We start from the raw sequence: 21,020 nt of genomic DNA, 5'->3' as shown, positions 1-21,020 counted from the left end.
GTCTGGTTGGACTGTCAGGCATGTGTGTGGGGACCTATCTCGTGGCACTAATCTCACGTGATTTGATAAATGTTTTGTGGTAAAAGGGAATCGAACACGACACGGTGTATGCGAATGGATGCCGGCCAGCAAGGCTCGGAGAGGTGTAGAAAGCCCACGACCCGGCGTAATACGCAAACCCGAGTATTGACGCGTTACCGCTCAGGAAGTACAAGATGAGCGTCGGCAGACCAATGAAGAGGCCAACCAACGTCGGTGCGAGGTTAACGACGCGAATCGCGAGTGCCGCGGTTCCGGGCGGGTAGTCGAGCACTACGCGCGGGGGTGCGAGAGACACCGTCGTAGACGTGCTTCCACGGGAGCGCCAGCGTCACGTCAGCGTGCTCGCCACGATCGAGGAGATCCGTCGCGATCATCTGCCCACTCGGGCCACGGGCGACGACGAACTCTGGGGGACAAGACCCGCCCGCTCGACCGTGAGCGTCCTCGCCTCGGGGTCGGCTTCGACCGCGCCGATCTCGGGGGCGATCGTCCGCATCTTCTCCTGCATTTGCTCGAGGTCGAGCAGGAATACCACGTGTCCCGTGACACCCGCGACTTGCGGACTCAAGTACGCCTGCGCGGTTGATTCGGTGACGCGATCGAACGAAATCCCCGTGCTCGTCGCCGACGATGTCGAGGACGGCCGCGACGAGATCGTGGCGTGTCTCCGCCTCTGAGACGGCTAGCTCTAGCCCAACTACGAGACGATCCCGATATGGAATCTGTCTCATATGGAATTCAGCGGATGTTCAACGCTTGCATTCAAACATTACCTACTATACAACTTCTTGGAGTATCCTTTCCAACTTGTCTTCTAAACCTGACGCTTGAAGTACGTTCGACGTGCTCGGGAGCGCCCATCAACCACGATAGGTGGGGGATGGGCCGAATCGTTCCAGCGAGGAGAACGGCTGTGGAGTCTGGAACCGCTCTGTACTTCCTCGGAAGGATGGAGGTTCTGATGCCGAAGCAGGAAGCCTCGACCCTTGTGGTCGAGATAGTTCACGTCGGTCTCTCACGTGGCTCAACGACGGTCGTTTCGACTCTCGGTGCCATGTATTTCGTCGTCGCAGCGTTCACTGAGACGGCCGCGCTTGGAGACGAAATCACTACAATGAGAGTCGCAGGACTCCTGCTTGCGGGTGACGCTGTCATCCTCGTAGCTCAACAAGCAAGCTGCTCACACTTCGCCCAGAGGGACGATCAGTTGATGAGTTCGGCGACGATCGTTCGTCGTTTCAGAACACCGAACCCCGCTGCAATCAATACGAAGCCCACGAGTGCTAACGGCGGGAGCGCCTCGCCGAACAGCACGTACCCCGCTACGATCGCCACGACTGGGAAGAGATAGTGGATCAAATTGGTCTCTACGGCAGATCGTCGATCGATTAGGATGAAGTAGATGACGTATGCGAGCGCAGTCGAGACCACCGTCAGGTACCCAAGGGCGAGCACTACCGTGACATTTACTGTCACGTCCGCCAGCGACTCGCCGATGACTGGACTGAGCACGTGCATCAGTCCGGCGCCGAGAAGCATCGACCATGCGGTCGCTGCAGGGATGGAGATAACATTCTCTGCCCGTCGGATCAGGACACTCCCGAATGCGGTTCCGATTGCCGAGACGAATATCACCAATTTACCGACGGCGCCTTGGCTGAAGAGCGGGGTATCCCCAGGCACTAAGGTGAGGAGTACACCCACGAACCCGATACCGAGTCCCACGAGGCTCTCCCTCGATACTCGATCTTCGGGGATGAGAACCCACGACCAAGCAGCGGTCAACAGTGGGATGAGGCTGGCCATCAATCCGGAGAGGGCACTCGTAGTGAGCGCCTGACCGATGTACCAGATGCCTTGTCCGAACGGGAAAAACAGAGCCCCACCACCCACGATAGCGAGAAGATCACCGCGAGTAGATGGCCGCCAGGTATCGGTGGTCATGATGGCATACCCTAATATAAACAACCCGGCAAGGTCAAATCGGAAAGCCGCAATTAGCAGCGGAGGCATGTAAGAGAGGGCTGTCTCGACGGCAGGAAACGCTCCACCCCCCATCAACGAAAGGCCGACGAACAGCGCGAGATCGCGGTGCTGGGTCGAATCCACGATTGGATACTCGAGAGGGGGAGTCATAAAAGCAGGCTCGGTCATTGACACGTGTAACGTCGATGTGCTGACGATAACTCAGTTGCAACCGTTGAGCCCCCTGTTCAGCGTGCTACTTATAACATATTCGAACCAGTTCGTTGAGTAGCTGATAGACACAGGCGGTCTATTCACCACGTCGGTCGTATCAACCGCGGAGGGTTTCAACAAAGCCGTCGGAATCGATCTCCGTCACGTGCGTCCAATCCGTGCACGGGACCGGCATACGCTCAGTAGTCGCATTGTGGATACACCGCTTTCTCTCGACGAGAATGGGATCGTCTTGCGGTCGACGCTTCTAGAAGCTTCAGAAACACGGTCTGAGAGTCGTGTCTGACTGAGACTTATTACGGCTCGTCCTGCAACTTCCGGTAGATGAATTCTCGAACACCGCTCCCACCGCAGGCGAAAGAGGCGCTTGAGGCGCTTCGGTCGCCAGTCGAGAATGCGGGTGGTGACCTTCCTCGTGAGCAAGCTCGCGCAGTGATTGCGTCTGAGTTCGACGAGGAATCTGCGGAGGGGCTGTTGAATATCCTGCACAACCGTGGCTACATCTACTATGTTGGCGAGCAAATCCGGATTACGTAGGCTCGGTGTCTCGGTTGGACTCAGGATTCACTCTGACCGAGGGGGTTTCCAGCGTGACGCTTGAGGTTAGGCGAGTGCGGTCTCTCGCAGGTACTGTGCTTCCCACTCGCGACGCTCTCGGAGGGCGGTGCGGCCTTCGTCGGTGATCTGGTAGAAGTTGGTCCGGCGGTCGATTTGGCCTTTCTCGACGTAGTCGGTGTTGACGAGGGTGTCGAGGTTGGGGTACAATCGGCCGTGGTTGATTTCTTCGTCGAGGTTTTCTTCGAGCGCTGTTTTGATCTGTTGGCCCGAGGGCTGATCGTGGCCGGCGATGACGGTGAGGAGGTCGCGCTGGAAGCCACTGAGGTCGAAGAGAGTCATCACTGAGAAGGGACACCAACAACGGATATAATTATCAGTATTTTGTGGTGTGAGTGAGTGATCGATGGACGGAAAAATCTTGAGTCTCTGTTGGTTATCTGGGAGGTTGGGAAACTGTTGTTACGTCGAGTGGATTCTCTTCCGCGGGTTCATTCAAACCTACCTCTCACAGTACTTCGACACGGTCTACACGGTCTTCGAGCACGAATTACCACTCGCCGGATTCATCGCCGCACTGATCTTCACCGTCGCCCACGTGGGGTTCACCGTCTCGCCAGTAGCACTGTCCCACTTTCAGCTTCCGCAGCTCCTCTTGGCATTCGTCCTCGGCATTTACTACGCAATCGCGTATCACGAAACGGGGAGTCTCGTCGCCCCGGTCATCGCTCATAACGTGGTAAACGGGGTAATCATCGTCGCAACGCTACTGGCGGCCCAGGTCCTATTGTAGATCAATCATTCCACATGGGAGAATCCTTTTATCGACAACTAAGGAAGTCAGATGGACAGACGATAAACGACCGGATTGGTTCGTCGAACAGAGAACCAGCGGCTCTTAAATCACCGATGATCAATCACCAATCGAAGAAAGGCAAGCAAAATTCGATAAGAAGGATCTTCTATGGTGGTCTCGTCGTCACCCTCGGTCTCATTGGCGTAGCAGTGATCAGTAAACGTCGTTTCGCAAACATTGTTCAGAGGCACATCAACACACTCCAATCCGATGACGAACGAGAAACGGCACAGCAGTATACACGAGAGGAGGTCGTAGGACTTCCCGCTCCTGTCAGAGCGTACTTTGAGGAGGTACTCACGGACGGACAACACCTCGTCCGGAACGTCAGGCTCCGCCAACGCGGAGAACTCCGGCTCGGTGGAGTGGACGCTCCGTGGCGACCGCTTACTGCAACTCAACACTTCACGACTCGACCGCCGGGGTTCGTCTGGGACGCAACGATCGACGTCTTCCCGTACCTCCCGGCGCGCGTCGTTGATCTCTACGAGCAAGGCGAAGGAATGTTACGCGCACGGCTGTTCGGCGTCGTTCCCGTTGCGAGCGCAGGTCAAACACGGAGATGAACGAGGGGGAACTCGTCCGGTATCTCGCCGAAGCCGTCTGGTTCCCGACGGCACTCCTCCCCTCGCAGGGAGTCGAGTGGAAACCGATCGACGACCGTTCGGCCAGGGCAACACTCGAACACGGGGATGTGACTGCATCGCTCGTCTTCCATTTCGACGACGAGCACAGAATCACACGCGTTACTACTGAACGCTACCGACAGGAGGACGATACCTATGCGCCTTGGACCGGCTATTTCCGCGAATACGAGGAACAGCACGGTATCCTAATTCCGACCGAAGCAGAAGTCGAGTGGAACCTCCCTGAAGGAGACCTGCCGTACTGGCGTGCGACGATCGAGGAAATCACGTACCGAACGGGATAATCAGCGTGTTCGCTGTGCCAATAGCACCAACCCAATACTCCAGAACGAACCATCACGAGGCCAGCCGGTGAGTGCAATTTTTCGGGCGTTGTTGGGAAACCTCACGACTGATAGACATTATGTGTTGACTCCAGAACAGGGTTTGATCAGCAAGAGACCTCAATGTACTATTCAGATGAGGATGGCCGTGAGAACGAGGTTTGCGACAGTTGCGACGGCTAATCCCGGCCAGATACTTTGAGTTCGTTGAGAGGCGACACCGAGAATCACGCCGAGTCCGAAGACATAGACGAGGAGATACAGCACAGCCTGAATTGGTTCAAAGAAGAAGACGAGAATGGACTGAAAGATAGTGAACACGATTGCTTGACCGACGACTGCCACTTTCGGTTGCGTCCGACGGTTTAACGTCTGTAGCAACCAATCACGAAAGAACAGCTCTTCACTGTACAGAGTGACAAAGCTGCTGAACAGAGTTAGCCCCGCCCATTGCCCCAAACCATCAAACCGAACTAACCACGCAAAGGTTGAATCTGGGCCTTCTAATGCAAGCACGAGCAAGCGGTCAAAGACACACTCCACGGTTCAACCAAGATGAGTAGAATCGCATATACGACACCTACGGCAATCGTGGCTCGAAGTCCTGTCCCAAGGTCAGGTGTTCGGAAACCAATACGATCGGTGTCCCGGTGTCGAATGAGACTGACGAAAGGAACGACCAACCAGAAGAGGTGAAAGATCGGAGTCGTCGTCCGTAGTATCAGCGGAGTTATCACCAACGCAACGAGCGCGAGTCTCGCCCAGATTAGCGCGATGGTGACTCTATACCGCGATAACCGATGGATCGACCTCCCCGACTCACCAGTCAGCGTCATGTACTACAGACTCCGCCTCACTGAAGACCGGTTCTTCACCGATGCGCCAGCGCCGACGAAGATCAAGCCGAGCGCGCCCAGTGCATATATCGGGATATCGACTGGCGATCCTAGTGCGAGCATCACGGCCCCTCTGACGAAACAGGGGAGTCCACGATGAGCAATCCATCTCCGAGGAGGCGAGTAGTGTCTTCGTCTATTGATGTTCTCCGAATCAGTGGTCGGTTTACGCCTCGGTGTTCCGATCCGGACTGACTCGGTAATCGTAGAGGTGGACGCCGGTCGCTACGACGACGAGTAGTACAACTACCCACGTGATTACCGCGTGCGACCCGTTCAACGTGACGAGTGTGCTCCAGTCGATGGCATCACCGACGAGGACGACATCAAGGTCGAGCGGGACCTGCCCCGTCGTCGCGTTGTCCGTTCCGTGCATCAGCATAGCCAACAGCACACTCCCGTTTGATCCGTTGAACACCCACCCCAGAAGCACGGAGAACGCGATAATCCCGACGAAGTAAGCGACGACGAGTTCGAGCGGCCAGTCGGCTCGGAATCCTCCGGGAACGAACTGGGGCAGATGCCATAGCCCCCAGAATACGCCGATGATGAGGGCCGCGGACAATCCGCCATAGCGTTCTTGCAATTCGGGCTGGGCGAATCCTCGCCAGCCGAACTCCTCCTGGCCACCGCCGATGAACGTCCCGAGAATGATTCCGATGACTATCATGATCGGGTCGAAATCGAACGCAGTCCAGTCGATCGGACCGCCAAGCGCCCACGAGGCAACTCCTGCCGCGTACGTGATGGCGAACGGAATCAGGATCGCGGCGGCGTACCACTTCGGATGGACGCGCCAAGTGAAGATGTCGCCGAGCCACTTCCTGACACTCTCGCCGCTCGCCCACAGGACGATTGCAGCAGCAACTCCCGGTGAAAGCGGGCTCAGGAAGCCTTCGATGAACCACCGACTCCATGACGGTTCCATTCCGAGGAGCTTCGGGATCGCATCGAGTGTCCACGAAAACGCGTACGCTAGCACGAAGAACGATGTGATCCGGTATTGACCGACTCGTTGCTTGAGTAGCGATGCCATGGGTCCTTAGACGCCTCCGTCGAGAGAAACCGATTCCGTCGGGAGGCGGACGATTTCCGTATTCTCGTTTGTCATTATCGTGATTTGGCGTGTGTGGTGATTGGACAGGTGGGGCTACAGGTCTGCGACGTTGAACCGGTAATACCCGATGAGGAACGGGACGACGAGCCAGAGTGCGAGAACGACGATTCCCACTTCCGGGCTCAGGTAGAACGGGTCTGGCTCAACTGCAGCTACTTCGACTCCGACACCCGTTTGGGCGGGCGCTGCACCGGCCACCTCTGCGAACCCGGGCAGAAGAGCGACGACCGTCGAGAGATACGCCGAAGACGGCGACACCTGACCGATGAGGAAGACCCACTCGGGCATCGCAGACGGGAGGTTGAACCCGTTGACGACGTAGACGGCGGCCATGGGTACGACGTCCCACAACAGTTCGAATACGACGAAGAATCCGAGTGCGAGTGTGGTTGCACGTGAAGTAGAACCCGTCGTCGCCGAGAGTCCGACCATGATCCCCGCGTAAATCGCCGCAAAGCCGAGTGTCACGAGAACGAATACGAGCGTTCCACCCAGGTTGAGCGTCCCGAGCAGTACGGAACCGAACCCCAGGCCAACGAGAAGACCGACGCCGAGACCGAATACGAGAACCGCTGCCCGCCCGGCAACCTTTCCGGTGAAGACGTTCAGACGGTTGGTTGGCAACGAGAGTAACAGCTTGATACTCCCGAGTTCGCGTTCGCCGGCGAGGGACTTGTAACAGACCATGATCGAAGCGAGAGGGACGAACAGTCCGGTGAGACCGACCGTGAAGAACACCTCCATCGTTTTTGAGTTGCGGCACCCACATCCACGATCACTTGTTGGATTGTGTAGGTTGCGTGTATATTTTTTCAAGGTAATTGTATAGATGATTGCAAAGTTTCATGCTCAGGGACACTGTTTGCCATTCTCATGGGTAGAACCCGTTGGCTCACCGTCTTGCTCGTCGTATTGGTTGCCGTCTCACTGACCGTTACTCCTGTACTCGCACAAGAGAAAAGCGAAGAAGGAGAAAGTGAAGGGGGTATTGAGGGATTGATTGAAGGGTTCATCGAGGCACAAGGAACAATCGGTGCAGTAATCATCCTCCTCGGTGGTATCGCCCTCCTCACAGCGTGTACCGAGAAACTGATTGATTATCTCGCCCGCGCGTCGTTCAACATGCAAATTTCGCTTTTCGCACTTGCAATCGTCTTCACCGGATTCGAGTTCGACGACACGATCTTGGCGCTCGTGTTATCGGCGGGTGAACTGGAAGGTGCCGCCCTCGGAACGGCGCTCGGGACGGGGCTGGCAATCACGGGCATCACGCTCGCAGGAGCGGCCATAGTTCGCCCATTCCCGGTTGATCTGCCCATAGACTATCTCATCATCTTCGCATTGGCTCCGCTCATCCTCGTTCCTTTCGCCCTTCTCGGGACGCTGACGTTCATCCATGGAATTATCCTGACCGCCTTCTTCATCCTCGCCTTTGCCTATTTTCTTCTTCGGGAACGTCAGCGCAACGTACCGGTGTTTCGAAATACTGAATTCGGACAAGAACTTCAAGAAATTCGGACGGACGGGGGATTGGCCAGACCCAACTCACTCAAAGAAATTCCTGAAGATCGACTTCTCGGGAATCTAGCCAACTCCGGGATCGTGTGGTTCATCCTCTCCATCATCGCACTCGCCGGTATTGTTTTCGCGGCGATGTTGCTCGAAGGCGGATCGGAAGTCGTGATCGAAGGGTTCGGCATCGACCAGACGGTCTTTGGGGCGACGTTCCTCACGCTGATCCTCACGTTTGAGGATATTATGCTGACCATCGAGCCAGTCCGACGAGGATTTCCTGAGATCGGTGTGGGGAATGTTATTGGGAGTGTTCTCTTTTCGGTGACCGGGAACGTTGGCGTGATTATGTTCCTCAGCGAGGTGACCATTGCACCATCTGTGCTGACGTTCCACCTCCCGGCGGTGATTGTTGTAACAGCGTTCGCTGCGTACTTCCTCTCCGAGGGGTATCTGAAGCGGTGGCACGGCTATCTGCTCGGCAGCCTCTACGTTGCTTATTGGCTCATCGCGATTTTTGGGTTCGGCGGTGTTCCGTTCGGTAGCTAATTTTCAAGTGTCTGCTTTTGACAATCGAAGTCAGATAATTAACCAAACGAAAGATGTGAAGAGGCACGACTTGGTGGCGGTCAAGGACTTGGACGTGAAGCCGATGCTGGAAACGTCTCAGTCGGCCAAGAACAAGCAGGATACCGCATGGTCGCGGTTCCTTCGGCTCTTGGAATACAGGGCCGATGTGTATGGAATGCACGTCGTTCGCGTGAAGTACTTCGAGGACAATCCCCGAGGCGTCACCGTTTTGTTTGTGCCGTCCAGAAACGGACGGACAGACGCAGGTGAATTCAATTCCCCTCGACCTTCCCGAAATGGGTCGGCTGGAATTACCACCCGAACACTCGCTGTGTCCGTGAGGGTCGGTCGCTCCACCACGACCCGACAACACCCGTCCCACCACGTCAAGGACGCGGGTTTTGAGAGGTTTCGCATTCCTCGCAACAGCGCGCAGTTGCTTCGGAGTAAGGTCTGTAACCCACCTCGCAACTGTACTCACCAATACGGTGGGATGAGTCAGATAGCTTATGATCGATTCGAGTTCGCTGCGTCGCGTGCTAGCGGCGAAGGAGGGTGGGGGTGTACATACACCGCGATCCCGCCGAAGAAGTGATGAGCCGAGGACTAGACATTGCCGTCGAGGGATTAGCTTTCACTCACATCCAACGCTCTTCGTAGCGCTCGCTCGGTATAGACCGAGAGCAAGTGGTTGCAGTACGCCGGAGATGTTTGCACGTCCGGACGGAGATCGGTCTCGTCGATGGTTTCCCCCGCTTGGTTTGCCGCAGTGACCACCGTTTCCTCTTCCGGTACCGCACCCTCGAGTTCGTCCTCGACACTCTGCAATCGCATCGGGCGGGACATCGAACCGGTTGCGGCGACCCGGGCTTCTTCAATCGAGTCGTCAGCGGTTCGAACCCCCACCGCGACCCCTACCAGTGGGTAGCCCGAGCGAGGGTTCCGATGTTTGATATACGCACTCGAGACGTTATCGTCGATCGGGATCAGAAGTTCCGTGAGGACCTCGTGATTGTCGACGCTGGTCTCGAAGTGCCCGCAAAAGAGATCATCGGCAGCGATCAATCGTTCACCGTCCGGCCCCCGAGCTGAGAGTGAACCACCGAGTGCGAGCACGGAAGCAGGAAGGTCGGTCCGTGCGTCGCCGTGAGCGAGGTTTCCACCGATCGTCCCTCCATTTCGCACTTGACGGTCACCGACGTTGCTGGCGGCGACCGAAAGTGCGGACGCGTGCTTCCGGACCGTCTCCGAGGAAGCGATCTCCGCGTGAGTGGCGAGCGCACCGACCGAAAGCTCGTCACTAGAATTTTCGATGCCAGAAATTTCGTCAACTGCGCTTATATCCACGAGAACGGGGGGCGTCTCCTCTCCGGTTCGCATTCGAGGTAATAAGCCGTGCGAACCCGCGACGAGTTCGGCTCCGTCGTGGTCGATGAGCAATTCGATCGCCGCGTCGACGCTTTCAGCGCGATAATATTCGAAGTCGTTCGTGTACATCACTCGTCACCTCGCATCGCCTGCCAAATCTTCTCTGGGGTCACAGGCATATCGAGGTGATCGACGTCGAACGGCTCAAGTGCGTCAACGACGGCTGCAACGACAGTCGGAGCTGCCGCGATGGTCGCCGACTCGCCGACGCCTTTGACTCCGATTGGGTTGTGCGGACTCGGAGTAACCGTACTATCCGTTTCGAAATCCGGCAGGTACGTCGAATGCGGGACGGCGTACTCATCCATCCGTCGAGTCAGAAGGTGGCCATCCTCGTCGTAAACGGCACCCTCGTACAGTGCTGCTCCGATTCCCTGCGCAATGCCGCCGTGGACCTGTCCTTCGACGATCATCGGATTGATGATCTCACCACAGTCGTCGACGGCGACATATCGTTCGATCTCGATTTCGCCCGTCTCGGGTTCGATCTCAACGACGGCGATATGAGTGCCGAACGGATAGGTGAAATTCTCCGGATCGTAGAAATTAGCGGCTTCGAGTCCGGGATCCATTCCATCCGGCAGGTCGTGACCGAGATACGCCTCGTGGGCGATCCCCTGTATGTGGAGGGCCCGATCAGGTGCGCCAGCCACGTGAAACTCGCCGTTGTCGAACTCGACGTCGTCGACGTTCGCCTCAAGCTGATGGGCGGCAATTCGGCGGGCTTTCTCGCGCACGTCGCGGGCGCCACGGGCGAGGGAACCGCCGCCAACCGATGCGCTTCGACTCCCGTAGGTCCCCATGCCCTGAGGAATTCGGTCGGTGTCACCCTCGACTACATTGATATCGTCCACGGAGAGTCCGAGTTCCTGGGCGACAATCTGGGCGTATGTTGTCCGGTGTCCCTGGCCCTGATCGGCTGTCCCGACGAGTGCGGTTACGCTCCCTGTCGAATCGAAACGGACGATGGAACTCTCCCAGCCACCGGCCTGTGCACCGAGATCACCAGCGAGCCCCGACGGGGACAACCCCGCGGATTCGATGAAGTTGGCAACACCGATACCAAGATACCGTCCTTCGTTACGAAGGTTCTGCTGGCGCTCGCGGAGGTCCTCGTAGCCGACGCGTGAGAGCGCCTTTTCCATCGCCCGTTCGTACTCGCCACTGTCGTAGACGAGGGCAGCAGCACTTTCATAAGGGAACTCATCGGGTGGGACGAGATTCTTCCGTCGCAACTCGACGGGGTCCATATCGAGTTCACGCGCTGCCACATCCATGAGGCGCTCGATGACGTAGATACCTTCTGCACGGCCGGCTCCGCGATAGGCATCGACGGGCGTCGTGGTGGTAAACGCACCGACGACGTGACAGTATATCGCTGGAATCGTGTATTGTCCCGAGAGGACGGTCGCGTACAGATACGACGGCGTCGCGGTGCCGAACTGTGAAAGTTGTGCGCCGAGACCGGCGTGAGTCTCGACACGGACGCCCCGTATCGTCCCGTCGTCGTCGAGAGCGATTTCAGCGTTCGTCATATGGTCGCGACCGTGACAGTCGGTTAGATATCCCTCGGATCGACTGGCTCGCCACTTCACCGGTCGTTCGAGTTGCATCGAACACCAGGAGGTGATGGCCTCATCCGGGTAGTGATAGATCTTACTGCCGAATCCCCCGCCGACTTCAGGTGCGATTACCTGAATCTTGTTCTCAGGGATACCGAGGGTTCCCGCCGATAGCAGCATCCGGTGAAGGTGTGGGTTCTGGCTCGTCATCCAGAGACGCAGTTTCTCGGTCGTGTCGTTCCAGTCAGCGACAGCCGCTCGAGGTTCCATCGCGTTCGGTATCAAACGTGGTTGTCGAAGATCCACCGTCGCAACGCGATCGGCGTTGGAGAACGCATCATCGACGACATCTGCATCTCCGAGTTCAAAATCGAAGGCGACGTTGTCTTCCGCCTCGTCATGAACCGGCGGGACATCACGCTCAACGGCCGCGACTGGATCGGTAACGGCTTCGAGTTCCTCGTACTCGACGTGGACTCCCGCGAGAGCGTCTCGGGCTGCCTGCGGGGTTTCGGCGATAACGGCCGCGACGCCGTCTCCCTCGTGACGAACCTTGTCGACGGCGAGCATGCGGTATTGCGGCTGTACGAGACCTGGGAGATCCCAGGCCGTCGGAATCGTGTTCGGAACGCCGCTTGCTTCGACATCCTTTCCGGTGTAAACCGCCACCACGTCTTCCATCGATTCGGCCTCGCTCGTGTCCACGTCGACGATTCTAGCGTGAACGTGATCAGAGCGTTTGATCGCGAGATACGTCATCCCAGGAAGCGAGACGTCGTCCGTATAGGTTCCCTCTCCTTTTAGCAGCGGACGATCCTCGTCTCGTTTGACGGCGCTACCGAACACCTCGTCAGTATCTCCGTTCTCGTGTTCCGACTCCGGGTTACTCATCGACCATCCCCCACTTGGTTAGCTGTATCCTCGATCGCATCGATGATGTTGTGATATCCAGTACATCGACAGAGATTCCCCTCGATCGCCTCGCGGATCTCCTCACGCGATGGGTCGTTGGCGTCTTCGAGGAACGTATCCGCGGTCATTAGCATCCCTGGCGTGCAGTAGCCGCACTGAAGACCGTGGTGCTCCTTAAAGTTCTCCTGAAGGGGCGAGAGACCGCCGTCTTCGGAAAGGCCTTCGACGGTTTCGATCTCCGAACCGTCGGCTTGGACCGCAAAGCGCATACAGGATTTAATCGCTTTTCCGTCAACTCGAACGGTGCATGCTCCACATCTGGCGGTGTCACACCCGATATTCGTGCCAGTGTACCCCAGCTCCTCTCGAAGTGCTGTGACGAGCAACATCCGAGGTTCGACGGCCAATTCGTGCTCGGTCCCGTTCACGGTTAGTGAAATCTCACTTTTCATCATTGATCGACCCTCCCGTGACAGGCGGATCATCGAACACAGCTATGTTCTGTATTATCATGGCTAATGCTCCTCCTTGACAAGGACAGTTGCCAGTAAAAAGATTCGTATCAGTTCTGATGGGACAGATGCGTTATCGGATGATCCGGTAGAAATCGTAATCTCGATCCGACAGTCACCGGCCAGAGAACACCCATACTTAAATTGCTCTATCGTCCGACCTCAGCGATACAAAAGGGCGGACCGGACACGCAAGCCTCCTCCGCCTGCCACGCAAGCCCCGGCGTTTACGCCTGGGTAGGTGACACATAATCGAGCGCATGTCCTCATCTTCAGGCGGGGGTCGAGCGGACACGAAAACCTTCTGACCGCAAGAATTAGGCTCTCTGGGGTTGTTTTAGACGATACGCACAACGGGAAAAAGTTGGCGGTTGGTTCGGGGCCCGCCCGGCCGACGAAGGCTCCCAGACCGTTCCCCCAAAGGCGTCGCCGAGGCTGTTGAAAGACAGCAGACAAAACGCGAACCCATCCCGATTGTGCCTGTCCACCGTGGTCATTCGAAAGACGCGAAGCGTTTCCGGGATGACGAGAGACCGAAGGTCTCTCGAACCACATGAAGGGCAGGCAGGCCAATGGCACGGCCCGTGCCCGACCGACGAGAAATGCGTCGGTCGGGGGTGTGCGTCTCTGGATTCCCTTCGTGGGTAGCCACATGACGCACGCACGGTGCAAGGAGATACTGCGTCCGGTCGGACGCTGAATACGCCACACCGCGCAAGCGGCTCACGTACTGCGCACGAACCGAGACCGGCTTCGGCCGGGAAGTTGCCCCGTCGGACGGACCGGAGTCCCACGCACCATGTTGCGAGGTGCGATGGCCGGCCCGGTCCCGAGTGTGCGGATGGGGATTCCCGCGTGACACCTCTCGAATTCGGTTCCTCGGCCGCCCGTATCAACGGTGGGCGTCGAGGGCGTCCTGAGTGTCGATGTCCGTCCTGACTCCGGGGTCATCGACCGCAACGAGCGCCGAGTCGTCGCGATCGAGGAGCACCGACCGCCCCCCGATATCGCCCTCGACTGCCCGTAGAGCATCGAAACACGCACTGCCGAACAAGACTGGATTGCCACGATTCCCCTCGTAGGCGACAGCCAGCGCCTCTCCCTCGCCATCGAGATAGGCAGCGATAAGCCGCTCGACCGAACTGGGTTCGACGAACGGCATATCCCCCGGGAGAAAGACAACCGCTGTCGCCCCGCGAGCAGTCGCTGCACCCAGACTCCATCGAACGGACGTCGATTGGCCCTGCTCGTAGGTCGGATTCTCGACGATAGTCACGTCTAGGTCGTCAATGGCGTCGCTAACGGTGGGCGCTTCGTGTCCGACGATGACGAGTACCTCCAGGCCTGCATCGAGCAGGGTCTTCGTGGCACGGCGAACGAGCGTCGTTCCGTCGACTGTCGTGAGGAGTTTGTTCGTCTCCCCGAACCGAGAACTCGTTCCAGCAGCGAGCACCACGCCGACGACTCCCGAGAGGTCCACGTCGTCTACTGGGAGCAACGGCTCGACCACCGGGAGCGACCGTTCGGTCATTCGACCACCTCATGCGGGACGATTTCGACGGGATCGCCGCGAACGAACGGCTCGGTAGTCACGACGACACCGTCAGCTAGCGTCAACCGCGTGCTCGATGCGACACGCTCGGAAGCGAACCGTTCCTCGTAGACGGGAACACTGGAGTCGACGTGTCCAAGTCGTGACGCTTGCCTGTCCTCGATCGACGCTGGAATCGCGTACTCGAACGGCGGGTCGGGGAGCTCGACCCAGTGGGTCGGGTCGACCCGGACCGTCGGGAGCGACGCGTTCACGTCGCTAGTGAACGCCGGACGGACCACCAGCGTCGCGGCGGTCTGCGCGGCGAGCGGTTGCTCGGAGGACGCACAGACGAGCGTTTCGTCGACCATTGCGGTGGTCAGGGGCCACCCAGGGTGGGGTGCGACGCCCGAGAACAACAGCTTGTGGTCAGCCAGCACTCGCCCCATATGATCGCCCGCGCCGACGCTCGTGCCACCGGAAGTTACGGTATCGGCGGGGTTCATACGCTTACACGCCGAAGGAAGGTTAAATGTCTTCGCCCGCTACGATTCGAGATTCATTATTTTCGCCAGTTTGAGTAACTGATAGTGGTCATATTATCGCTAATTATTCATATTTTACAAACATTTTTGGTGACATAGGCAGTTGGTAGCACAGAGTGCGAAATACACAAGCAAGAGGGATACGAGCTCATGGAATTCAGCGGGACATCCGACACCATCGAGGCGGCCGCGGCACGAACGAGAAAGGGCATGGACACCGAGTTGGTAATGCCTAACCTCCAGGCGTCTGCCGAATTCCGCGAGCGGCTGCTAGAGATGTACACGAAATGTGCGCTACACGAGACGAGCGAGCGTGTCGGGACGCCCGCCGCAGTCGACTGAGGGGGCAGACATCGGACCGCACCAGCTGGACATCAACCACGGATCAGGGGCCGTCCTCACGTAATCGATCAGACGACATCCAATGACAGAGAGACAGACGACGACGTTCGCCGACGTGTCCGCCGAGCAACTGCGCGATGTGTTCAACGCACAGGACTACGTCGCGGACAACGACATCGTGACGACCGTGCTACTGGCCTTCCGGCTCGGCAAGCCGCTGCTCGTCGAGGGCGAACCCGGTGCCGGAAAGACTGAACTGGCGAAGGTGCTGGCGGCAGGGTTCGACACGGAACTCGTCCGGCTCCAGTGTTACGAGGGACTGACTGCTGAGAACGCATTGTACGAGTGGAACTACACGAAACAACTGCTGGCGGTGCAGTCCGGTGACAACGACGAATCGGTGTTCTCCGAGCCGTACCTCCTCGAACGCCCGCTGTTGCGGGCACTCCGTGGTGACGGCCCGTCGAAGGTACTCCTCGTTGATGAGGTCGACCGTGCTGACGAGGAGTTCGACGCACTCCTGTTGGAAATCCTCAGCGAGTTCCAGGTAACGATTCCGGAACTCGGCAGCGTTCGCGCCGAGACGCCGCCCGTGGTGGTCATTACATCGAACCGGACGCGGGCGCTCAGCGACGCGCTGAAACGGCGCTGTCTCTACCTCCACGTTAGCCCACCCTCCTTCGAGAAGGAGCAGGCGATCCTCGAACGGCGGGTGCCGGAACTCGACGGTGCGGTCGCCGCCGAACTCTGCTACATCACCCAGCGGCTGCGTGAGGAACCACTTCGCAAGCCCTCCGGCGCAGCCGAGACTATCGACTGGGCACGGGCCGTCGCGGCCCTCCGTAACGACGACGGGAACGACGACGAACCGCTGTCAACGACGGAACTCCGGACGACACTCGGCTGTCTGTTGAAGGAGGTCGAGGACGTCGAGCGGGTCGACGAGGAGCTCCTCCAGGTGCTGCTTGACGCCGCCGAGAACGCCCGCGAGGGGGTGGAGCCGTGACCGACGTTCCCGACTTTGTCGCGGCTTGCGACCACGTCCGGGAGGAGCTAGTCCGATTCCTGCGTACGCTGCGACGAGCGAGAGTCTCGGTACCGGCGAACGCCGGCACGACCGCAGCACGAGCGCTCATCGAGGTCGGCTTCGACAACGAGACGACCGCGCGCGCTGCCCTCCGCGCAGCCGTAGTGACCGACGCCGACGACATCGCCACCTTCGACCGCCAGTTCCCGGAGTTCTGGCGACGTCTCAGAGCCGGGCTCAACGGCGAGCCGGCTCCACAGCGCGACGACACACCGGAGGGAATGCTTGCTCCGCAGGCCGATGAGTCAGCCGAGGACCTCTCACCGGAGCCGGAAGACGAAGGTGAAACTAGAAGCGAAGAGCACCCCTATGTAACGACGATGACACTCGAGGGGGCCGTTATGCCGACGGACGACGGCGAGGAGCGGGGGGTAACCGAGGCGGCGTGGTACAGCCCGACAGGTAGTGCGATGACCGTGGAATCTGCGTCGGCTGGTGAGCCGTCGCTCTCGGAGACGTTCGACACCTTTGGCGACGCCCTCGCAACTCTGAAAGGCTGGCGCTGGCAGTCCGGGGGCAGTGAGCGGGCGGACGCCCGCAGAGCACTTCGGTCGAGCTTCGGAACCGGCGGTACCGTCGTCTCGATGCCGTGGCGAACACGCCCCACGACTGAGTATCGTGCGCTGTGGCTGATCGACGTGAGTCGGTCAGTGCTCGACACCGTCGACCGGTCTTTCCTGCTCGGCGTCCTGCGATACGCCCGCGTCGAGTGGCGCGATAGCAGGGTGGTCTTCTTCGACGAAGACTGCTGCGAGGTATCGACAACGTTCGACGAATTGACGGCGGCCGCGGCGCTCGACTCACTCGCCGCTGCCGAGATAGAGTGGGGTGGCGGGACACGAATCGGCGCGTCGCTCGCCAACCTTCGGGAGCGCGATCCCGACGCGGTCGACGGTCGGACGGTCGTGTTCCTCGTTAGCGACGGGCTTGAGATGGGTGACGTCAACCAACTCGAACGCGAGATGGCGTGGCTGTCCCGACACGCGGCGAGCGTCCTGTGGCTCAATCCGCTGGCGTCGTCACCCGCCTTCGAGCCGACGGCCGCGGGGATGGCCGCGGCAATCCCGTTCGTCGACGGCTTGTTCGCGTTCAGCGGTCCGGCCGACCTCGAAGAACTGGGCCGCCAGCTGCGACGATACAGCCCGAACGGACGCATCGGCTTCGAGTACGATCCCAGACGGGGGACTAGCTACCAATGAGTACGAGATCTAACGAGTGGAGCGTTCCGGAGACTGAACTGTTCACACAGATACGAGAGACCCTCGACGCGGCGTCCGAGGCGGTTCTCGCGACCGTCGTTGACGTCGAGGGGAGTGCCTACCGACGGCCGGGAGCGAAGATGCTCCTTGAGCCCGACGGTGGTGGGGCGGGCAGCATCACCGCCGGCTGTCTCGAAGATGAGGTTCGAAAGCTCGCGAATGATGTGCTTGAAGCGGGCGAACCGCGTATCGAGACGTGGGACCTTACCGGCGACAATGATGTCTGGGGGATGGGCGTCGGCTGTAACGGCGTCATCACCGTCCTTCTTGAACCGCTCGACGAGAGCTTCCGCCCGGTCGCGGCTGCCCGTGAACGCGGTGAGAACATAGGCGTCGTCACTACCCTCGACGGTGATCTCCCCGTCGGGACCCGCGCGGTGTACCGCCCCGGTTCGGGGTTTGACGACGATGCGTTCCCAGCGTGGTTCCGTAGTGAACTTACCGAGACCGTCGAGCGGTTCGTAGAACATGGGACGAGCGATACCCTTCACGTCAAGCACGCGGACGAGACTGTCGAGGTGTTCATCGACGGTGTCCGCGCGTCCCCGGAACTCGTTGTGTTCGGCTCCGGTCACGACGTTCAATCGGTCGTCGAATTGGCGAAGCTCGTCGACTTCCGGGTGACCGTGGTCGCGTTCCGTGGTGGACAGGCTAACAGCGACCGGTTTCCGCGGGCCGACGACGTCGTCTCCGCATCACCCCGGGACGTCGGTGCCATCCGAAAGTGGAGCAATGACAACTATGCCGTTGTGATGACCCACAACTTCGTCGACGACCAACTCACGCTGCTTGAACTACTCGAAACCGCCGTTCCATACATCGGGTTGATGGGGCCGGGCAAGCGGTTCGACGAGATGCTGGAGGATTTCGACGAAGAAGGGATCACTATTTCTGAGGACGACCGCGATCGCATCTTCACGCCCATCGGATTGAGTCTCGGCGGGGACACGCCCTACCAGATCGCGTTCAGCATCGTCGCGGAGTTACTCGCCGTTTCGAATGACCGGACGCCCCAGCATCTCAGTCGACGAGCGGGTCCGATTCACGAGCGGCGGGAGGTGGCCACGGAGTAGTATGGGGTCGGCGTGACGAGTCCGCAGGCACAGATTCACCTTCAGACGGATCAGGACGCTGTGCAGTGACGTCTCCTCGTCCCTCTCTTCGAGTTCGAAATCGGGAATCACAATAAAGGCCCGAATTCGATCCTCGCCTCCGTACTGTCCGATGAGTTCTCGGACGTGATTTATCGTCGGTTCGGGACGCGGCTCGATGCTCGCCAAACGCTCGAGTTCGATCAAGTCGAGATTCCCGTCCGTATCTTTTGCCACAGGATCCGGAACGACTGTCTCTCCCGGCGCATCCGGTTCTGCGTCCACAATCTCCAAGCCTTCTTCTAACTGACCCGGGTCCTCAAGAACCGCTTCTCGAAATTCCCTCGCTGTGAGCTCACACTGTCGTTGCATGTTGCTCAACAGGCTTGGTTTGGTCTCGGAGATCGCTCTGAGTTCCGTGCTGGACAGTCGAGTGTCACCCTCAGTGAGTTTCTTCGAACCTTGTTTGACAGCCTTCGTCCGGTCGTCGGTAGCGACATCTATTGTTGATTGTCCAACTACCCTGTCTGGGTACTCTTGCTCGTACGTCCGAACGAGGACATCCTCGACCAGCTCTTCTGTTGAGGTATCCAGGACCTCACTAACGCGAAGATAAAACGCCAGTGCAGAGACGACGTCGTCGCGTAGGCCCTGTTCAAATGTTGATTGCCCAAGTTCCATCTGAATCTGATTATCAAGCTTGAGTCTCTGTTGGTTGGCTGAAATGTCGGGAAACTGTTGTCGCACCGAGTGAGGGGATGAAAAGGGGAGTCTCTCTCCTAACCCACATTGAGTTGGAGGAGAGGGGTGTGGGTTAGTTAAGTGATGGATGCATCTTAGGCAGGAGAGCTTCGTAAACCTACATCACCTGCTCTGTTAGTTTTAGGATGAGGTGTAATCCGTTATCAATGATAGCTTCTGACGGTCGTGCTGAATAGAAGGCGCGTATGCAGCACCGTCGGAACCCAGGATCAGAATAGATCGGAGTTATAATGTCTCTGTAGCTACTACGTAGAGGGACTATACACATCTACCCAAAATGTGAAGATAAACTTATGAGAGGCTCCCTTATTCACCGCTCGCCAGTTGGGGTCTTCTTTGTATTAACGTACGTTCTTTCGTGGATGCTTATTCTCCCATGGTCACTAAGCGAGAGTTCCGCTGGCTTGGGGTGGTTACCGTACACGCTTCCGGATGTCTATGGTATCGTAATGTTTGTGTTAGCGCCGCTGGGACCCGCACTTGCAGCGATCACCGTGACTGCAGTCATAGAGGGCCGCTCGGGCGTTCGTCGATTACTTGGGCGGATCAAACGGTGGCGAGTGGGCCTTCGCTGGTACGTGATCGCTCTGTTTGGATTTCTGTTTGCGTATATCGCAGGCTATGTCGCTGTTCTTGGGGCTGATCCGCTCACAGCACTTTTTGACAATTGGCCCCTCTTCTTCACTGTCTTCCTCCCTCTCGTAGTGCTGGGGATTTTCATACCGTCGATCGGTGAAGAACCTGGCTGGCGCGGCTTCGCACTCCCACGGTTACAAGAGCGATACGGCCCAGTCTGGGGATCGCTCATTCTTGGAACGCTCGTCGGTCTGTATCATACGCCTGCGTTTTTCACACCGTTTCTTGGGCCGATCACGATTTCAGAATTCGTCATGTTCCAGCTGACTGCTATCGCGGCTACGTTCATCTACACATGGGTCTTCAACGGAAGTGGTGGTAACCTTCTTATCGTTATTCTCCTCCACGCTGCTGGGAACGCAGCAAGTGGTCTTCTCACAGGTGTTTTCGCGGACTTACCCTACGGTGGATGGGCTGCTACCATCATCGATGGTGGTGCGTTGAACGTCATCGTGTTCTCCACGATCGCAGTACTCCTCATTGTTCTCACCGGAGGCCGCCTATCCTACAGAGCAGAAGAACAGAAGGACCCATAAGTCACCCACGTGCACTCGCTGACAGCGGTATCATCATCAGTATACTGTGGATTGAATTTTGATTTAGAGGGCAACGCTACCTCCATCCTCTGAATCTCGC

Annotated in this window: 21 protein-coding genes and 2 pseudogenes; 11 read left to right on the top strand and 12 right to left on the bottom strand. The window is 58.2% G+C overall.

Going from position 1 to position 21,020, the window contains the following annotated elements:
- Positions 1-412: 412 nt before the first annotated feature.
- On the bottom strand, positions 413-577 hold the full coding sequence (locus C3L37_RS24545; RefSeq protein WP_164974825.1) for a hypothetical protein: 165 nt from the start codon (positions 575-577) through the stop codon (positions 413-415).
- A gap of 7 nt (positions 578-584) precedes the next feature.
- Here C3L37_RS24545 and C3L37_RS25435 point away from each other — a divergent pair, with 7 nt between their 5' ends.
- Together C3L37_RS25435 and C3L37_RS25910 are read left to right on the top strand one after the other, a co-directional pair.
- Positions 585-719: a hypothetical protein gene (locus C3L37_RS25435; protein ID WP_267195344.1), complete on the top strand. Its 135-nt coding sequence runs from the start codon at positions 585-587 to the stop codon at positions 717-719.
- Between the two features lie 323 nt (positions 720-1,042).
- A pseudogene (locus C3L37_RS25910) lies at positions 1,043-1,210 on the top strand (EamA family transporter); the annotation flags it as partial.
- 35 nt (positions 1,211-1,245) lie between these two features.
- On the opposite strand, the gene C3L37_RS19905 reads toward C3L37_RS25910, so the two are convergent.
- On the bottom strand, positions 1,246-2,151 hold the full coding sequence (locus C3L37_RS19905) for a DMT family transporter (RefSeq protein ID WP_164974824.1): 906 nt from the start codon (positions 2,149-2,151) through the stop codon (positions 1,246-1,248).
- Between the two features lie 414 nt (positions 2,152-2,565).
- Between C3L37_RS19905 and C3L37_RS19900 the strand changes: the two genes are divergently transcribed.
- Positions 2,566-2,778 carry a hypothetical protein gene (locus C3L37_RS19900; protein WP_129116286.1) on the top strand — a complete coding sequence of 71 codons (213 nt, stop codon included), beginning with the start codon at positions 2,566-2,568 and terminating at the stop codon, positions 2,776-2,778.
- Positions 2,779-2,844: 66 nt separating this feature from the next.
- Here the strand turns inward: C3L37_RS19900 and C3L37_RS19895 are convergent, their stop codons facing one another.
- On the bottom strand, positions 2,845-3,138 hold the full coding sequence (locus C3L37_RS19895) for a PadR family transcriptional regulator (RefSeq protein ID WP_129116285.1): 294 nt from the start codon (positions 3,136-3,138) through the stop codon (positions 2,845-2,847).
- A 64-nt stretch (positions 3,139-3,202) separates the two neighbouring features.
- On the opposite strand from C3L37_RS19895, the gene C3L37_RS19890 reads away from it, so the two are divergent.
- Together C3L37_RS19890 and C3L37_RS25905 are read left to right on the top strand one after the other, a co-directional pair.
- On the top strand, positions 3,203-3,589 hold the full coding sequence (locus C3L37_RS19890) for a CPBP family intramembrane glutamic endopeptidase (protein WP_129116284.1): 387 nt from the start codon (positions 3,203-3,205) through the stop codon (positions 3,587-3,589).
- 14 nt (positions 3,590-3,603) lie between these two features.
- A pseudogene (locus tag C3L37_RS25905) lies at positions 3,604-4,583 on the top strand (DUF6920 family protein).
- A 171-nt stretch (positions 4,584-4,754) separates the two neighbouring features.
- On the opposite strand, the gene C3L37_RS19880 reads toward C3L37_RS25905, so the two are convergent.
- From C3L37_RS19880 to C3L37_RS19870, 3 genes are all read right to left on the bottom strand, one after another.
- Positions 4,755-5,165 (bottom strand): CPBP family intramembrane glutamic endopeptidase, encoded by a 411-nt coding sequence (locus tag C3L37_RS19880; protein WP_129116283.1) that lies wholly within the window; start codon positions 5,163-5,165, stop codon positions 4,755-4,757.
- Positions 5,166-5,684: 519 nt separating this feature from the next.
- Positions 5,685-6,554, bottom strand: a complete 870-nt coding sequence (locus tag C3L37_RS19875) for a CPBP family intramembrane glutamic endopeptidase (protein ID WP_129116282.1) — start codon at positions 6,552-6,554, stop codon at positions 5,685-5,687.
- Between the two features lie 114 nt (positions 6,555-6,668).
- Positions 6,669-7,379, bottom strand: a complete 711-nt coding sequence (locus tag C3L37_RS19870; protein ID WP_228546385.1) for an ABC transporter permease subunit — start codon at positions 7,377-7,379, stop codon at positions 6,669-6,671.
- A gap of 129 nt (positions 7,380-7,508) precedes the next feature.
- Between C3L37_RS19870 and C3L37_RS19865 the strand changes: the two genes are divergently transcribed.
- Entirely contained in the window at positions 7,509-8,696 is a 1,188-nt protein-coding gene (locus tag C3L37_RS19865) for a sodium:calcium antiporter (protein WP_129116281.1), read from the top strand.
- A gap of 648 nt (positions 8,697-9,344) precedes the next feature.
- On the opposite strand, the gene C3L37_RS19855 is transcribed toward C3L37_RS19865, so the two are convergent.
- From C3L37_RS19855 to C3L37_RS19835, 5 genes are all read right to left on the bottom strand, one after another.
- Positions 9,345-10,214 carry an FAD binding domain-containing protein gene (locus C3L37_RS19855; protein WP_129116280.1) on the bottom strand — a complete coding sequence of 290 codons (870 nt, stop codon included), beginning with the start codon at positions 10,212-10,214 and terminating at the stop codon, positions 9,345-9,347.
- Positions 10,214-12,598 (bottom strand): xanthine dehydrogenase family protein molybdopterin-binding subunit, encoded by a 2,385-nt coding sequence (locus C3L37_RS19850; RefSeq protein WP_129116279.1) that lies wholly within the window; start codon positions 12,596-12,598, stop codon positions 10,214-10,216. The genes C3L37_RS19855 and C3L37_RS19850 overlap by 1 nt, the downstream gene beginning before the upstream one ends.
- A complete protein-coding gene (locus C3L37_RS19845) occupies positions 12,595-13,074 on the bottom strand; it encodes a (2Fe-2S)-binding protein (RefSeq protein ID WP_129116278.1) in 480 nt (159 codons plus the stop codon). The genes C3L37_RS19850 and C3L37_RS19845 overlap by 4 nt, the downstream gene beginning before the upstream one ends.
- A 949-nt stretch (positions 13,075-14,023) precedes the next feature.
- Entirely contained in the window at positions 14,024-14,662 is a 639-nt protein-coding gene (locus C3L37_RS19840) for a nucleotidyltransferase family protein (RefSeq protein WP_129116277.1), read from the bottom strand.
- Positions 14,659-15,168, bottom strand: a complete 510-nt coding sequence (locus C3L37_RS19835) for a hypothetical protein (RefSeq protein ID WP_129116276.1) — start codon at positions 15,166-15,168, stop codon at positions 14,659-14,661. The genes C3L37_RS19840 and C3L37_RS19835 overlap by 4 nt, the downstream gene beginning before the upstream one ends.
- 189 nt (positions 15,169-15,357) lie before the next feature.
- Between C3L37_RS19835 and C3L37_RS19830 the strand changes: the two genes are divergently transcribed.
- The 4 genes from C3L37_RS19830 (at position 15,358) to C3L37_RS19815 (ending at position 18,968) form a co-directional block, all read left to right on the top strand.
- Positions 15,358-15,549, top strand: coding sequence for a hypothetical protein (locus tag C3L37_RS19830; protein ID WP_129116275.1), 192 nt, complete (start codon positions 15,358-15,360; stop codon positions 15,547-15,549).
- An 82-nt stretch (positions 15,550-15,631) separates the two neighbouring features.
- Positions 15,632-16,555 carry an AAA family ATPase gene (locus C3L37_RS19825; protein ID WP_129116274.1) on the top strand — a complete coding sequence of 308 codons (924 nt, stop codon included), beginning with the start codon at positions 15,632-15,634 and terminating at the stop codon, positions 16,553-16,555.
- Complete coding sequence (locus C3L37_RS19820; RefSeq protein ID WP_129116273.1) at positions 16,552-17,835, top strand: VWA domain-containing protein; 1,284 nt, start codon at positions 16,552-16,554, stop codon at positions 17,833-17,835. Before C3L37_RS19825 ends, C3L37_RS19820 begins: the two co-directional genes overlap by 4 nt.
- A complete protein-coding gene (locus C3L37_RS19815; protein ID WP_129116272.1) occupies positions 17,832-18,968 on the top strand; it encodes an XdhC family protein in 1,137 nt (378 codons plus the stop codon). Before C3L37_RS19820 ends, C3L37_RS19815 begins: the two co-directional genes overlap by 4 nt.
- Here the strand turns inward: C3L37_RS19815 and C3L37_RS19810 are convergent.
- On the bottom strand, positions 18,879-19,667 hold the full coding sequence (locus C3L37_RS19810; RefSeq protein WP_129116271.1) for a hypothetical protein: 789 nt from the start codon (positions 19,665-19,667) through the stop codon (positions 18,879-18,881). The two genes, C3L37_RS19815 and C3L37_RS19810, sit on opposite strands and share 90 nt — an antisense overlap.
- 530 nt (positions 19,668-20,197) lie before the next feature.
- Here C3L37_RS19810 and C3L37_RS19805 point away from each other — a divergent pair.
- A complete protein-coding gene (locus tag C3L37_RS19805) occupies positions 20,198-20,920 on the top strand; it encodes a CPBP family intramembrane glutamic endopeptidase (protein WP_164974823.1) in 723 nt (240 codons plus the stop codon).
- Positions 20,921-21,020: the final 100 nt, after the last annotated feature.

Origin of the sequence: Halegenticoccus tardaugens (genome assembly GCF_004116405.1) — an archaeon.
Classification (GTDB): Archaea; Halobacteriota; Halobacteria; order Halobacteriales; family Haloferacaceae; genus Halegenticoccus; species Halegenticoccus tardaugens.
This window is presented reverse-complemented; position numbering and strand designations above follow the sequence as displayed.

Bases quoted from the DNA above. Each gene is read 5' to 3' on its own strand.
- C3L37_RS19900 (WP_129116286.1), top strand. From the start codon at position 2,566: ATGAATTCTCGAACACCGCTCCCACCGCAGGCGAAAGAGGCGCTTGAG.
- C3L37_RS19895 (WP_129116285.1), bottom strand. From the start codon at position 3,138: ATGACTCTCTTCGACCTCAGTGGCTTCCAGCGCGACCTCCTCACCGTC.
- C3L37_RS19890 (WP_129116284.1), top strand. From the start codon at position 3,203: ATGGACGGAAAAATCTTGAGTCTCTGTTGGTTATCTGGGAGGTTGGGA.
- C3L37_RS19875 (WP_129116282.1), bottom strand. From the start codon at position 6,554: ATGGCATCGCTACTCAAGCAACGAGTCGGTCAATACCGGATCACATCG.
- C3L37_RS19870 (WP_228546385.1), bottom strand. From the start codon at position 7,379: ATGGAGGTGTTCTTCACGGTCGGTCTCACCGGACTGTTCGTCCCTCTC.
- C3L37_RS19865 (WP_129116281.1), top strand. From the start codon at position 7,509: ATGGGTAGAACCCGTTGGCTCACCGTCTTGCTCGTCGTATTGGTTGCC.
- C3L37_RS19855 (WP_129116280.1), bottom strand. From the start codon at position 10,214: ATGTACACGAACGACTTCGAATATTATCGCGCTGAAAGCGTCGACGCG.
- C3L37_RS19850 (WP_129116279.1), bottom strand. From the start codon at position 12,598: ATGAGTAACCCGGAGTCGGAACACGAGAACGGAGATACTGACGAGGTG.
- C3L37_RS19845 (WP_129116278.1), bottom strand. From the start codon at position 13,074: ATGATGAAAAGTGAGATTTCACTAACCGTGAACGGGACCGAGCACGAA.
- C3L37_RS19840 (WP_129116277.1), bottom strand. From the start codon at position 14,662: ATGACCGAACGGTCGCTCCCGGTGGTCGAGCCGTTGCTCCCAGTAGAC.
- C3L37_RS19835 (WP_129116276.1), bottom strand. From the start codon at position 15,168: ATGAACCCCGCCGATACCGTAACTTCCGGTGGCACGAGCGTCGGCGCG.
- C3L37_RS19830 (WP_129116275.1), top strand. From the start codon at position 15,358: ATGGAATTCAGCGGGACATCCGACACCATCGAGGCGGCCGCGGCACGA.
- C3L37_RS19825 (WP_129116274.1), top strand. From the start codon at position 15,632: ATGACAGAGAGACAGACGACGACGTTCGCCGACGTGTCCGCCGAGCAA.
- C3L37_RS19815 (WP_129116272.1), top strand. From the start codon at position 17,832: ATGAGTACGAGATCTAACGAGTGGAGCGTTCCGGAGACTGAACTGTTC.
- C3L37_RS19810 (WP_129116271.1), bottom strand. From the start codon at position 19,667: ATGGAACTTGGGCAATCAACATTTGAACAGGGCCTACGCGACGACGTC.
- C3L37_RS19805 (WP_164974823.1), top strand. From the start codon at position 20,198: ATGTTTGTGTTAGCGCCGCTGGGACCCGCACTTGCAGCGATCACCGTG.